Genomic DNA, 12,958 nt, shown 5'->3' on the forward strand with positions numbered 1-12,958 from the left:
CAAACGCTGTCGCCGTGATCTTCGCCATGTCGGCGATGGCAGCCGGTTTGGCAGCATGAGCCAGCTTTTGGGCGCAGGCAGGATCCGATGAACATCGACGGCAAGTCCTGGCGCACAATCTGGTTGGAGCAGGGCGGTCGCTCGGTGGGCGTGATCGATCAGACCCAGTTGCCCCACCGCTTCAGCACGCGCTCACTCACCACCCTTGATCAGGCCGCCGAGGCGATCGCCACGATGGTGGTGCGCGGTGCGCCCTTGATCGGCGTCACCGGCGCCTATGGCCTGATGCTGGCCCTGCAGGCGGATCCTTGCGATGCCTCCCTGGCTGCCGCGTTTGAGCAGCTCAACGCCACCCGCCCCACGGCCATCAACCTGCGCTGGGCGTTGGAGCGTGTGCGCGATCGGGTGGCACCGCTGCCACCGGCCGAGCGGGCTGCCGCGGCGGCGGCAGAGGCCGCTGCCATTGCCGAAGAAGATGTGCTGATGTGCGAGGCGATCGGCGACCACGGGCTTGCGTTGTTCCGCTCGATCGCAGCTGCCCGCCCGAGTGAGCGGCATCACGAACCGCTCAACGTTCTCACCCACTGCAACGCCGGTTGGCTCGCCACCGTTGATTGGGGCACGGCCCTCGCCCCCATCTACAAGGCCCACCGCGCTGGCCTGTCCATCCATGTCTGGGTGGATGAAACCCGCCCCCGCAACCAGGGTGCCAGCCTCACGGCCTTCGAGCTCGGCCGCGAGGGCGTTCCCCACACCGTGATCGTCGACAACGCCGGTGGCCACCTGATGCAGCACGGACTGGTGGATGCGGTGATCGTCGGCACCGATCGCACCACCCGCACGGGCGACGTCTGCAACAAGATCGGTACCTATCTCAAAGCCCTCGCCGCCTTCGACAACGGCGTCCCCTTCTACGTGGCCCTGCCGGCTTCCACGATCGACTGGACCCTTGCCGATGGTGTGGCGGAAATTCCGATTGAGGCCCGCTCCCCTGACGAGGTGACCTGCATTTCAGGCCTGTCTCAACCGAACGCAGCTGATTCCTCTGCGGATGTTCTCAGCTGCGTGCAACTCACCCCCGCCGGCACCATTGGCTTCAATCCTGCCTTTGATGTCACCCCGGCCCGGCTGGTCACTGGATTGATCACCGAGCGGGGCGTGGCTGAGGCGAGTGAGGCGGGCTTGCGCGCCTTATACGCAAGGGAATCAGCAGGAGCGGCTGGCGCCCCGTAGCCTCGCCCTCACTCCCGCAGCTCCCGGCCGATGCCGACGCAACACCGCTGGTCGGCTGCCGCTGCCCGCCGCGCGATTGATCATTACGGCGCCGAGGGGATCAGCGAAGAGCTCGCCCTGCGCACCTATTCGGCCCGGTTGCTGGGTGCCGATCCCGACCTCGTGCTCCATGGCGGTGGCAACACGTCGGTGAAAACGAGTGTTTGCGGGTTGCTGGGCGAAACAATCCCGGTGCTGCGGGTCAAGGGCAGCGGCTGGGATCTGGCCACGATTGAACCTCCTGGCCATCCGGCGGTGCGGCTTGAGCCCCTCCAGCAGCTTCGGGGCCTCGATGCCCTCTCCGACGAGGCGATGGTGGCGGCCCAGCGCCAGAACCTGATCGATCCGAAGGCTCCCAACCCATCAGTGGAGGCCCTGTTGCATGCCTTTTTGCCGCACACCTTCATCGACCACACCCACGCGATCGCCCTGCTGGCCCTGGCCGATCAACCGAATGCGGCGGAACTCTGCCAGGAGGTCTATGGCGATCGAGTGGCCTTGGTTCCCTATGTGATGCCCGGTTTCGCCCTGGCCAAGGCCGCCGCCGAGGCCTATGAAGCGGCCGCGGCCGGTGGTGCCGAGATCGAAGGCCTGGTGTTGCTCCAGCACGGCCTGTTTTCGTTTGGCGCCACCGCGGAGCAGAGCTACGACCGCATGATCAGGCTGGTGCAGGCCGCCGAAGAGCTCCTCAGCCAGGCGGAGCGGCGCATCCTGCCGGCGGCCGTGCCGTCGCGCCCCACGCCTGCGTCGGCGTTGCTTCCGGTGTTGCGTGGTTTGCTGCACCGGGCCGCCGGGCCCGAGGCGGCACCCGGCCGCTGGCTGCTGGATTGCCGCAGCTCCGCCCCTGCCCTGGAGCTGGTCAACGACCAGCGCCTCAGCCGCTGGGCCAGCTGCGGTGTGGCCACCCCCGACCATGTGATCCGCACCAAGGCCGGCCCCCTGGTGCTGCCGGCCGCGCCGCCTGCCCCAAACCCAGTCGCCAGCCTCGATAGCGATGGCCCAGATACCGGTTCAGATTCTCCAAGCCTGGCGGCCTGGAGCCTGGCGGCCGCTGAGGCGCTGGAGGTCTACATCCAGGCCTACCGGGCCTACTTCGAGCGGCAGGACCAGCGGCTCGGGGGAGGTCGCACCCGGCTGGATTCCCTTCCCCGGCTGATCGCCATTCCCGGTCTGGGCCTGGTTGGGATCGGCCGCAGCAGCGCTGAGGCGGCGGTGGCGGCCGACATCGGTGAGGTCTGGGCCCGAACCCTGCTAGCCGCCGAAGCCCTGGGCCGCTTCGCGCCGGTGGGCGAAGACGACACCTTTGAGATGGAGTACTGGAGCCTGGAGCAGGCCAAGCTCGGCAAGGGATCAGAGCCCGCCCTGGCCCGGCAGGTGGTAGTGGTGACGGGCGGCGGTGGCGCGATCGGTGCGGCCACGGCCCGGGCGTTCGCGGCCCAGGGCGCTGAGCTGGCCGTGCTCGATCGCGATGGCCCTGCGGCGCTGGCGGTGGCGGCCAGCTGCGGCCCGCGCGCCCTCGGCCTGGCCTGCGACCTCACCGATCCCGATCAGGTGAACGCCGCGCTCGCCTCCATCTGCGCCCGCTTCGGTGGCCTCGACGTTGTGGTCTCCAATGCCGGCGCCGCCTGGACCGGCGCCATCGCCGAGCTGGCCGCGGCCGAGCTGCGGGCCAGTTTCGAGCTCAATTTCTTTGCCCATCAAACCGTTGCCCAAGCGGCGGTGGCCATCTTTCGCGCCCAGGGCTTCGGCGGCCAGCTGCTGTTCAACGTGAGCAAGCAGGCGCTCAACCCTGGCGCCAATTTCGGTGCCTACGGCATCGCCAAAGCGGCCCTGCTGGCCCTGATGCGCCAGTACGCCCTGGAGGGCGGCGGCGAGGGCATCCGTGCCAACGCGATCAACGCCGATCGGATTCGCTCCGGCCTCCTCGACGACGCCATGATCCAGGCCCGCGCCACGGCCCGGGGGGTGAGCACCGCGACCTACATGGCCGGCAACCTGCTGGGCCAGGAGGTGGCCGCCAGCGACGTGGCCGAGGCCTTCGTTGCCCTGGCCGCCTTGGCGCGCACCACCGGTGCCGTGCTGACGGTGGATGGGGGCAACGTGGCGGCGATGGTGCGCTGAAAGCTCTGGCTAAAGGCCCGGCTCAGCCAAAAGCACGCCGCAGCCAAAGGCCGAGGCCGATCCAGAGCGACACCAGGGCCAGGCAGAGGCCGGTCCAGGCCTGAAGGCCCCAGCCGTCCACCACCAGCGGCGCCACCACCGTGATCACGCCGCCGGCGAGCAGGGGCTGCAGCAGCAACTGTTTGATCGAGAAGGCCGTCACAGCCTCGCTGCGGTCGTCGGGGTCGGCCATGCGCAGCAGCAGCAGCCCACTCGCCGCCACGCCCGTGGCCTGGCCGAATTCGAGGATGCCCCGCTCGAACCAATCGGGCGGCAGGATCCGCGGCGCCAGCAGCAGCAGCACGGCCAGGTTCCAGAGCAGTCCGGCCAGGGCCAGCAGGCTCAGCGGTAGCCAGTCCGCCAGCAGCAGGCCCAGCTCCAGGCAGGCCGTGGCCGCGGTGATCAGCAGATCCGCCGAGACCGTGGCGGTCTGGCTCTGGAACGGGGTGGAAACCCAGCGGGTCTGGCCGCTGGTCTCCAGGACCAGCCGCACCAGCAGCGAACCCACCAGCGCCAGCGGGAACACCGGCAGGGCATCGATCACCAGGGCAAAGACGCCCCCGCTCTTGTCGGCTCCCCATTGCAGGCCATGCAGCAGCAACCAGCCCAGCACCACCGCCGCACCGGCCAGGGCCAGATTCACCGCCCCATCGGCCCCCTGTTGCCAGAAGGCCGGCACCTCCACCGTTCCTTCCTCCAGTGGGGCATCGATGGGGATCGCCTCAAGCGGCGGCGTTTCTTCAACCACCAACTCCAGCGCAACTTGCAGGGGCAGGGCGTCGCCAAAGGTGAGCCAGCGACGCTCCCGGGCCAGCACCACGATCAGGCCGCCCACCACGGTGGAGGACAGCAGCCCCAGCGTGGCCATCGCCAGGCCGAGGGCCTGCGCCCCTTCCAGCCCCAAACGCTCGTAGGTGGGGCCCATGGCGGCAGCCGAGCCATGGCCGCCTTCGTAGGCCACCTCGATCAACAAAGCCAGCATCGGGCTCATCCCCAGCAGGGGCTGCAGCACCAGCAGCACGAGCAGGCCGCCAACCAGGTACTGGCCGAAGGCCATGGTCAGCGACAGCAGCACCTGGCCGGAGAGCGGTCGCCACAGCCCCCCGAGCCTGGGCAACGGTTTGCTCAGCAGCAGGGTGGCGAACACCAGGGTGAGCAAGGGCAGGGGCAACTGGCCCCAGAGCTCGATCACCTCAGGGGGAAGCAGGGGCAGCGGGCCGTTGGGCGCCACGATCAAGCCCAGCGCACCGGCGAGCAGGGCCTCCGGCAGACCCCAGCGCTTCATGCCCAGCTGGCTGCCGATCAGGCGCCCGATGATCAGCAGGATCACCAGGTCGACTGTGCTGATCAGCAACCAGCCGAATCCGCTGGCTGGCCCCAGCCAGGCTGCAGGAACGCTCACAGGGCGAAGTGGCGGCGAAAGAACGCCTCCGTGGCCTCCAGAACCTCCACCTGCACCGGCCCGCTGCGGAAGCCATGGCCTTCCTCGCTGAAGCGATGCACCTCCACCGGCACGCCGTTGTTGCTCAGTGCCAGGGCCATCTTCTCGGTCTGAGCCGGTGGCACCACGGTGTCCTGAAGACCCTGGAAAAAGATCACGGGGCAGTGAATCGCATCGGCATGCAGCAGGGGTGAGCGCTGCTCATAGAGCGCCTTCGCCTCCGGCCACGGACCGACCAGCCCATCGAGGTAGTGGGCCTCGAAGCGGTGGGTGTCTTGAGCCAGGGCGGCCAGATCGGCCACGCCATAGCGGCAGGCGCCGGCGCTGAAGGTTTCGGTGAAACAAAGCGCCGCCAGCACGGTGAAGCCGCCGGCACTGCCCCCCTCAATCGCCACCCGCGCGGCGCTGGCCTTGCCGGCGGCCACCACGCTGCCGGCGGCGGCGGCGCAGTCGGCCACATCGACCACGCCCCACTGACCGTCGAGCCGCCGGCGGTAGGCCCGCCCGAAGCCGGTGGAGCCGCCGTAGTTGACGTCCAACACACCCCAGCCACGGCTGGTCCAGAACTGTGTCAGCAGATTCAACCCGGTGCGGGCCATGGCTGTCGGTCCACTGTGGCCCTTCACCAACAGGGGTGAATTGGGATTGGGGCCAGCAATCGGTGGGTAGTACCAGGCGTGGGTGGGCTGGCCGCCGTGGCCGGCGAACCAGAGCGGCTGCGGCTGGCTGATCTGCGCTGGCGTCAGAACTGGGGGGGCGCTGTCGCCGCTGGTGATGGCGGCCGGCCGGTGGCTCCAGCGCCGGCTGGCCAGGTCGAGCTCCAGCAGGCCCGCGCCGCTGCTGGGGCCACTGGCGACGGCCACCAGCCGGCCGTTCTCGGCCCAGAGTCCGGCCAGGTCATCGAAGGGCAGCTCGATCGGCTGCCAGGTTCCGCCCGCCGGCGCGATTCCAGCGTCAGGCAGCTTGATCTCCCCCAGCCGCCACTGTCCGGCGAAGCAGGCGGCCGCGACGAGCTTGTGGCCATCCCAGGCGGTGGTGCGCATCCCGGCCACCCACTGGGGCATGGCGAATTCCGCCTCCATCGGCAGCAGCGGCTGCCAGGGCAGGGGCGCTGCGGGCTCCCGGGCCGGCTTCAGTTGCTCGGCGCCGGCGAGCCGTTCGAGGTTCCACCAGCCGCTGCGGTCGTTGGCCACCACCAAGTCGCCATTGGGCAGCCACAGCGGCTGGAACAGCGAGCAGACCCCGGATCTGGAAGCGGTACCGGCGATCGGATGAACCTGCTCCAGGCTTCCTTCGCTTGCCAAGGTTGCCCACCAGAGCTGGTTGGATTCCCAGGGCATGAACGGCTGCTGCCACTCCAGCCAGGCCAGATGGCTGCCCGATGGGCTGAGCACCGGGGAAGAGCAGAAGTCGGCGGCTGGATGCAACACCAGCGGCTCGCCGCCAGCCAGCGGCACCGCCACAAGCCGGTCGCGACCGGCGGCTTCCATCACGCCGATCCAGCGGCCGCGGCGCTCGTCGATCAGGCCATCGCCGAAGCTCCGCTCCGCCGCGGCAGTAAGCCTTCGTGGCTGTGGCGCTTCAGAACGCTTTCCCCCGGGCCGCTCCAGGCACCAGAGGCAGCCGTCGCCGTCTTGGCTGAACACCACCAGGCTGGATCCCACCGCGTAAGCACCACCGCCGAAGCCATGGACGCGGCTGCGCAGGTTCCAGTCCCCGGGGGTGAGCTCGATGGCCGGCTCCGCTGGACTGCGGCGCCACAGCAAGGTGCACCGCCCCCGCTCCTGGGGCCTTTGCTCCAGCCAGAACAGCTCGCCCTGGTGCAGCTGGGGCTCGATCACCGCGGGGCTGCGCCCCACCACCGCTGTTGCCGCCAGCGGCCCATCGATCAGCGGTCTGCCCAATGTTCTACCGCTGCCATGGGCTCCTAGAATCAACCCATCGTTTCAGGTGATGCCTTGGCCAGTAGCTTCGCCAAAATGGCCCGCCAGGCGGAGCAGACCAGCCGTGGCGTCCAGGTACCCAAGCAGGTGCTCGACTCTCCCCCTCTGACCATCCGCACCCTCGGTGACCAGACCCTGCGGCAGCCGGCCAAGAGGATCAGCAAAGTCGACGACTCGGTGCGGGAACTGGCTCGCAACATGCTGCGCAGCATGTACAGCGCCCATGGCATCGGCCTGGCCGCTCCCCAGGTGGGAGTTCATAAGCAGTTGCTGGTGATCGATCTCGATCCGGAAAACCAAGCCACGCCGCCGTTGGTGTTGATCAATCCGGAGATCGGCTCGTCGAGCGCCTCGCTTGAAACCTATGAGGAAGGTTGTTTGAGCATTCCCGGGGTGTATCTCTCGGTGGTGCGCCCCAGCGCCGATGAGGTCAGTTTCCGTGACGAACAGGGCCGTCCGCGCCGGATCAAGGCCGATGGCTTGCTTGGCCGTTGCATTCAGCACGAGATGGACCATCTCACCGGTGTTCTCTTCGTGGACCGGGTCACCGATGAGCTCAGCTTGAACGAGGAACTTCAGGAGCATGGCTTCCTTCGCGACGCTGTCCATTCCTTCCGCTGAGACTGCTGCGATGTCGATGAAACCCCTTGCCGGAGTTTTTCTGGCCCTGGCCTGCCTGCTCGGGATCGCGGCCACCGGGTCTGTGTTCGAGCTCTCTTACGGCGATCCTGACCTGGGCGTCACCACAACCCGGCTGATCCTTGGTGCGGCTCTGCCTGGCACGGTGATCAGCCTGCTGGTCGCAATTCGTCTTAATTAATCGTCCAGGCCCCCTGGCGGCTCCTGAGCGCACTTCTACGATCGGGCCCTCCTTGCTGCTCTGCGCCTCGATGCGATTGGCCCACATCACGCTCCGTCTCGCAGGCCTGGCCTTGTTGGCCTCGGCTTTCCCCATGGCCACTCCGATGGCGAGCCGCGCCCAGGCCCTGTTTGCTGCCCGCGACGTCGAGCAGGAGCGCTTCGTCCTGGTGGCGGCACCGATTGGCGATGGCAGCCGCTCCCAGCTCAACATCTATGAGCAGATCAACGACCGGCGCCCCTGCTTCGCCAGTTCTGGGGACAGTCCGGCCAGAGTGGAGCCGCTGCTGGGAAGCTTCGATTTCAGCGGCATCTGCAGCCGCTATCTCGATGCCAACGGCTATTCACTGCGCATCGGCGAGACTGATCTCGGCACGGTGTACCGGATCAGCGTGGTGCGCAGCGGTGACGACAACGTGTTGCTGGCGTCCCCGACCCGGAACAATCCAGGGCCCAACATGATCGTCGCCCGCACCAATGGCCAGGCTCCAGGTTTTCTGCTGTTCAACCCTGAGCCGGGCTGGAAGCTGATGCGGCGCCACTTCGGCAATCGCGCCCTCGGCCACCTTTACCTCTACCGCGAGACCTGGCCAGGCGATGAGAATGTCCAGACTGAGACCGAAGTTCCGCCCACCACAGAGTTAGCTCCCGGGGCCGCTGCAGGGCCAGATGGAAGCAAAGCTCTGACGACTCCCCCGGCAGTTCCACCTTCAACCGTGCCATCCCCAGCTGTGCCATCGACACTCCCAGTAGGAGCTCCGGTGGCCCCGGCAGCTCCCTGAATCAGGGTCAGGCGGCGGTGGTTGCTACATTGACCAATCTCAAGCCCCTCTGCGTGGTTCATGACCCAGGTCACCGTCGGCGAAAACGAAGGAATTGAATCGGCCCTGCGCCGCTTCAAGCGTCAGGTGTCCAAGGCGGGCATCTTTGCCGACCTCAAGCGCCTGCGCCATCACGAGACCCCCGTTGAGAAGTACAAGCGCAAGGCCCAGCAGCGCCGTCGTCGTCGCTGAGCCTTGCCGGTGGCTCGGGGCACTGATCAAGAACAGATCAGGTACAAACCTGGTACGCCTCCTCAGACGTTCTACCGAGACTGGGAGAACCTCTTGAGGCTCGCTTTTGATGGCTGTTTTTAATCGCTTCATGCGCTGGATTGGCGAGGCTGTGACCCACGCTCGCTGCGCTTCGTCCCAGGGACAGGTGCTGTTTGGCTTGGATCAGATTGGCTTCCAAAATCCGTCTGTCATGGGTCGCTCGCTTGCCACTGGTCAAACGAGCGGTAGGTGAGGGCTTCGGCCAAATGGGCTGGATCCACGGCCTCAGCGTTGTCCAGATCAGCAATCGTGCGCGCGACTCGCAGCAGCCGCTCGGCGGCCCGGGCGCTGAGCCGCCGCTGCCTGATCGCTTGGCGCCAGAGCTCCATTCCCTCGGTGGAGATCCGGCTGTGCTGTTGCAGGTCGGCACTGCTTAGGGCGCTGTTGGCGCAGCCGCCGGGGTTGCGCTCCACCATCCGCTGCCGGGCCTCGGCCACCAGGAGCGCCACCGTGGCGGTTCCTGGCCTGCTGATCGGGGCGGTTGTCGGGGCGGTTGGACTTAGGCTGGCGGGACCCAGCAGGTCGTCTGCTTCCAGGCGTCGCATCACCACCTGCAGGTCGATCCGATCGAGCAGGGGCCCAGACAGCCTTGACCAGTAACGCTGCCTGAGGGCTTCGCCGCAACGGCAGGCCCGCTGCGGGTCGCCGAACCAGCCGCAGGGGCAGGGATTGGTGGCGGCCACAAGGGCCACACGGCAGGGGAAACGGCTGCGCTCGCGGCTGCGGCTGATCCACACCTCGCCCTCCTCCAGGGGCTGGCGCAGCTGGTCAAGCACCTCCCGGCGAAATTCCGTGAGTTCATCGAGGAACAGCACGCCGTGGTGCGCCAGTGACAGTTCACCGGGCCGGGGAATCGACCCGCCGCCGATCAGGGCTGCTCCCGTGCAGCTGTGGTGGGGCGAGCGGAACGGCCGTTGCGCCACCAGGGCCGTGTGGGGCCGCAGCAGCCCCCCCACCGAATACACCTGGGTCAGCTCCAGGGCTTCCGCGCGCGGAAGGGGTGGCAGCAGGCCAGCAAGACGCCTTGCCAGCATCGTCTTGCCGCTTCCGGGCGGGCCCACCAGCAGCAGGTGGTGGTTCCCTGCCGCCGCGATTTCCAGGGCCCGGCGTCCGTGCTCCTGCCCCCTGACATCGGCGAGCTCAGGCGGCGGCAGAGCCTTGATGGCTGGCGGCGACGGGCAACAACTGGCCTGGCGCGGGTCCGCCAGCAACGCCTCCACCTGATCAAGCCGCTCGGCCGGCCAGACCGTCAGACCCTCGACCAGCAGCGCTTCGGACCCATTGGCAGCGGGCACCACAAGGGCCCGGGCGCCGCTGCGCCGTGCCGCCAGGGCCAGGGCGATCACCCCGCGCACCGGCCGCAGGCTGCCGTCAAGGCCCAGTTCGCCGGCACTCCAGACCCCATCGAGGCGCTCCGGCGCCAGCTGGCCACTGGCCAGCAGCAGGCCGAGCGCGATCGGCAGGTCGAAGGCCGGCCCTTCCTTGCGCAGCTCCGCTGGCGCCAGGCTGACGATCACCCGGGTCAGGGGCACCCGGAAGCCGCTGTTGCGCAAGGCGGCCCTGACCCGCTCGCGGCATTCCCGGCCGGGGGTATCGGCCAGCCCCACCACCTGAAGCCCCGGCAGACCTGGGGCGATGTCCACTTCCACGGTCACCTCGGCGGCTTCCAATCCGCGCAGGGAGGCGCTGCTGCAGCGTGCCAACATCGAGCCAACAGCCAGGGGGCCTTCACCGGTTCCCCCCCTGTCCCATCTCCCGCCAGACCGGCGCCATGGCTTTCCCTGACCCGGCTCCCTCTGATCAGGCCGTAAACAGCACGATTTTTGGACGCATCCTGCGCGGGGAGATTCCGTGCGATCAGGTCTATGCCGACGATCGCTGCCTGGCCTTCCGGGATGTGAACCCCCAGGCCCCGGTTCATGTACTGGTGATCCCACGCCAAGCGCTGGTGAATCTGGCCGACGCGGCGGAGGCCGACGAGGCCCTGCTCGGCCACCTGCTGCTGGTCGCCGCCAAGGTGGCCCGCCAGGAGGATCTGATCGGCTGGCGCACCGTGATCAATTCCGGCGCCGAGGCCGGCCAGACCGTGTTCCACCTGCATGTGCACGTGATCGGTGGCCGCCCCCTGAGCTGGCCGCCCGGTTGAGTCCTGCGCTCGCCGCCTGGCTCGCCAGCGGCGACAATGGCGTCAGACGGATCGGTTCATGGGTGTTCTGAGGGGACTGCGCGACCAGCTCGGCAAGCTGCAGCGCCTGGCCCAGCCTTACTTCCTCCCCTTGGAGGAGAGCAGTTCGTGGCAGTTTTTGCTGCTGGTGCTGGCGCTGCTGACCGTTGTGGTGGGCGTCACCCTGCTGCTGCTCACCGGTGTGGTGGCGGCCAGCGGCAGCCTGATTCCGGGTCTGCGCGACCGCTTCTTGCCGGGCGTTCCTGAACGGATCGCCACGATCTGGTCGGGGCCGATCGGAGCGGTGATCATGGTGCTGTTTGGCGCCGGTCTGCTGGCGTTTGGCAGCCAACGGGCGAAGCTGCGCCAGGGGCGCTGGCTGCCCTGGCTGTTGATGGGGGTGATCGCCCTGCTGATCCTGGTGATCAATGGCATCAACGTGGGGATCAGCTTCATTGCCCGCAATGTCGATAACGCCTTGGTGGCTTACGACAGCGAAGGTTTCTGGAAGATCGTGGCGATCTATGCCTTCTGCCTGCTGCTGGCCTTGCCGATCCGGGCGATTCAGAGTTATCTAATCCCCAAACTGGGCCTGCTCTGGAGGGAATGGCTGAGTAGCCGGTTGTTGGGCCGCTATCTCACCAACCGCGCCTATTACATCCTCAATCCAAACGACGAATCCCACGAGGAAATCGACAACCCAGACCAGCGAATTTCCCAGGACGTCGCCAGCTTCACCGGCACCAGCTTGAGCGTGACGGTGGAGATCATTGCCGCGTTGCTCACCTTTGTGAGCTTTGTGATCGTGCTCTGGAGCATCAGCCGAAATCTGGCGCTCCTTCTGCTCGTTTACTCGGTGGTCGGCACCACCTTGATTGTTTTCGCCAGTCGCAAACTGGTGTCGCTGAACTACAAGCAACTCAAGCTGGAGGCTGATTTCCGCTACGGACTGGTTCACATCCGTAACAACGCCGAGTCGATCGCCTTTTACCGGGGCGAGCAACAGGAAGGCAGCGAGGCTGGCCGCCGGCTCAATGGGGCGATCGTCAACTACGACCGCCTGATCATCTGGGAAGCGATGATCCAGGTGATCCAGCGTTCCTACGACTACTTCTCCCGCTTTTTGCCATGGCTGGTGATCGCTCCGATCTATTTCGCTCGGGAGGTTGATTTCGGCGTGTTCGGCCAGGCCAGCATTGCCTTCAGCCAGGTGCTCTTCTCTGTCAGCTATATCGTCAACAACATCGATCGCCTCGCGGCCTTCTCCGCCAGCATCAGCCGCCTGGAGGGTTTCCAGGTCACGGTGGATGAAATCAATGCACAGGCCCAAACCGGAAGCGGCGATGCCGCCGGCGTGGCCGTCGATGACAATCCGACCATCGAAGTGATCCATGCTGATCTGGTGCCGCCGCGCAGCAATCGCTGCTTGATCCACGACATCAGCTTGGAGGTGGCGGCCCATCAGCGCCTGTTGGTGGTAGGCCCCAGCGGCTGCGGGAAAACGTCCTTCCTGCGCCTGATCAGTGGACTCTGGCCCGCAGCAGCCGGCGAGATTCGTCGGCCGCCGATCGCCGAACTGTTGTTCATCCCCCAGAAGCCCTATCTCATCCTCGGCAGCCTGCGCGAACAGCTCTGCTACCCACAGGATCCTGGGCGTTTCAGTGATTCCCACCTCCGCAGTGTGCTCGAGGAGGTCTGCCTGCCCGACCTGGTGCGGCGCTATCCCGATCTCGACATCAACCAGGATTGGCAGCGCATCCTCTCGCTGGGTGAGCAGCAGCGGTTGGCTTTCGCCCGCCTGTTGCTCAATTCACCGCGCTTCGTGGTGCTCGACGAGGCCACCAGCGCACTGGATGTCACCACCGAAAAGCACCTCTACTCCTTGCTCACCGAGCGGGAGATCGCCTTTGTAAGTGTGGGTCACCGCCCCACACTCGCTGCCTTCCACGACACCGTTCTCGAGCTCGATGGCAACGGTGGCTGGCGGCAGATCCCTGCTGCCGACTATGACTTCACCAACGCCTAA

The 12,958-nt window shown here is 67.0% G+C and carries 11 protein-coding genes; 8 read left to right on the plus strand and 3 right to left on the minus strand.

Going from position 1 to position 12,958, the window contains the following annotated elements:
• Window positions 1-87 precede the first annotated feature (87 nt).
• Entirely contained in the window at window positions 88-1,233 is a 1,146-nt protein-coding gene (mtnA, locus tag BM449_RS09785) for an S-methyl-5-thioribose-1-phosphate isomerase (protein ID WP_071801062.1), read from the plus strand.
• Between the two features lie 30 nt (window positions 1,234-1,263).
• Entirely contained in the window at window positions 1,264-3,393 is a 2,130-nt protein-coding gene (locus BM449_RS09790; RefSeq protein WP_071801063.1) for a bifunctional aldolase/short-chain dehydrogenase, read from the plus strand.
• A 22-nt stretch (window positions 3,394-3,415) separates the two neighbouring features.
• Here BM449_RS09790 and BM449_RS09795 read toward each other — a convergent pair whose 3' ends face one another.
• Entirely contained in the window at window positions 3,416-4,834 is a 1,419-nt protein-coding gene (locus BM449_RS09795; RefSeq protein ID WP_071801064.1) for a sodium/glutamate symporter, read from the minus strand.
• On the minus strand, window positions 4,831-6,777 hold the full coding sequence (locus BM449_RS09800) for a prolyl oligopeptidase family serine peptidase (protein WP_233830625.1): 1,947 nt from the start codon (window positions 6,775-6,777) through the stop codon (window positions 4,831-4,833). Before BM449_RS09800 ends, BM449_RS09795 begins: the two co-directional genes overlap by 4 nt.
• A gap of 54 nt (window positions 6,778-6,831) precedes the next feature.
• Here BM449_RS09800 and def point away from each other — a divergent pair, with 54 nt between their 5' ends.
• The 4 genes from def to rpsU all read left to right on the plus strand — a co-directional run bounded on the left by def (window position 6,832) and on the right by rpsU (window position 8,687).
• Entirely contained in the window at window positions 6,832-7,437 is a 606-nt protein-coding gene (gene def, locus BM449_RS09805; protein WP_071801065.1) for a peptide deformylase, read from the plus strand.
• A gap of 10 nt (window positions 7,438-7,447) precedes the next feature.
• Window positions 7,448-7,636, plus strand: a complete 189-nt coding sequence (locus tag BM449_RS09810; protein ID WP_071801066.1) for a hypothetical protein — start codon at window positions 7,448-7,450, stop codon at window positions 7,634-7,636.
• 70 nt (window positions 7,637-7,706) lie between these two features.
• Window positions 7,707-8,456 carry a DUF3747 domain-containing protein gene (locus tag BM449_RS09815; protein WP_071802184.1) on the plus strand — a complete coding sequence of 250 codons (750 nt, stop codon included), beginning with the start codon at window positions 7,707-7,709 and terminating at the stop codon, window positions 8,454-8,456.
• A 60-nt stretch (window positions 8,457-8,516) separates the two neighbouring features.
• Window positions 8,517-8,687 carry a 30S ribosomal protein S21 gene (gene rpsU, locus BM449_RS09820; RefSeq protein WP_010304532.1) on the plus strand — a complete coding sequence of 57 codons (171 nt, stop codon included), beginning with the start codon at window positions 8,517-8,519 and terminating at the stop codon, window positions 8,685-8,687.
• Window positions 8,688-8,917: 230 nt separating this feature from the next.
• Here the strand turns inward: rpsU and BM449_RS09825 are convergent, their stop codons facing one another.
• Window positions 8,918-10,474, minus strand: coding sequence for a YifB family Mg chelatase-like AAA ATPase (locus BM449_RS09825; protein ID WP_071801067.1), 1,557 nt, complete (start codon window positions 10,472-10,474; stop codon window positions 8,918-8,920).
• A 65-nt stretch (window positions 10,475-10,539) separates the two neighbouring features.
• Here BM449_RS09825 and BM449_RS09830 point away from each other — a divergent pair, with 65 nt between their 5' ends.
• Together BM449_RS09830 and BM449_RS09835 are read left to right on the plus strand one after the other, a co-directional pair.
• On the plus strand, window positions 10,540-10,914 hold the full coding sequence (locus BM449_RS09830; protein ID WP_071801068.1) for a histidine triad nucleotide-binding protein: 375 nt from the start codon (window positions 10,540-10,542) through the stop codon (window positions 10,912-10,914).
• 58 nt (window positions 10,915-10,972) lie between these two features.
• Window positions 10,973-12,958 (plus strand): ABC transporter ATP-binding protein/permease, encoded by a 1,986-nt coding sequence (locus tag BM449_RS09835; protein ID WP_071801069.1) that lies wholly within the window; start codon window positions 10,973-10,975, stop codon window positions 12,956-12,958.

It is taken from the genome of Synechococcus sp. SynAce01, assembly GCF_001885215.1.
GTDB lineage: Bacteria > Cyanobacteriota > Cyanobacteriia > PCC-6307 > Cyanobiaceae > Regnicoccus > Regnicoccus frigidus.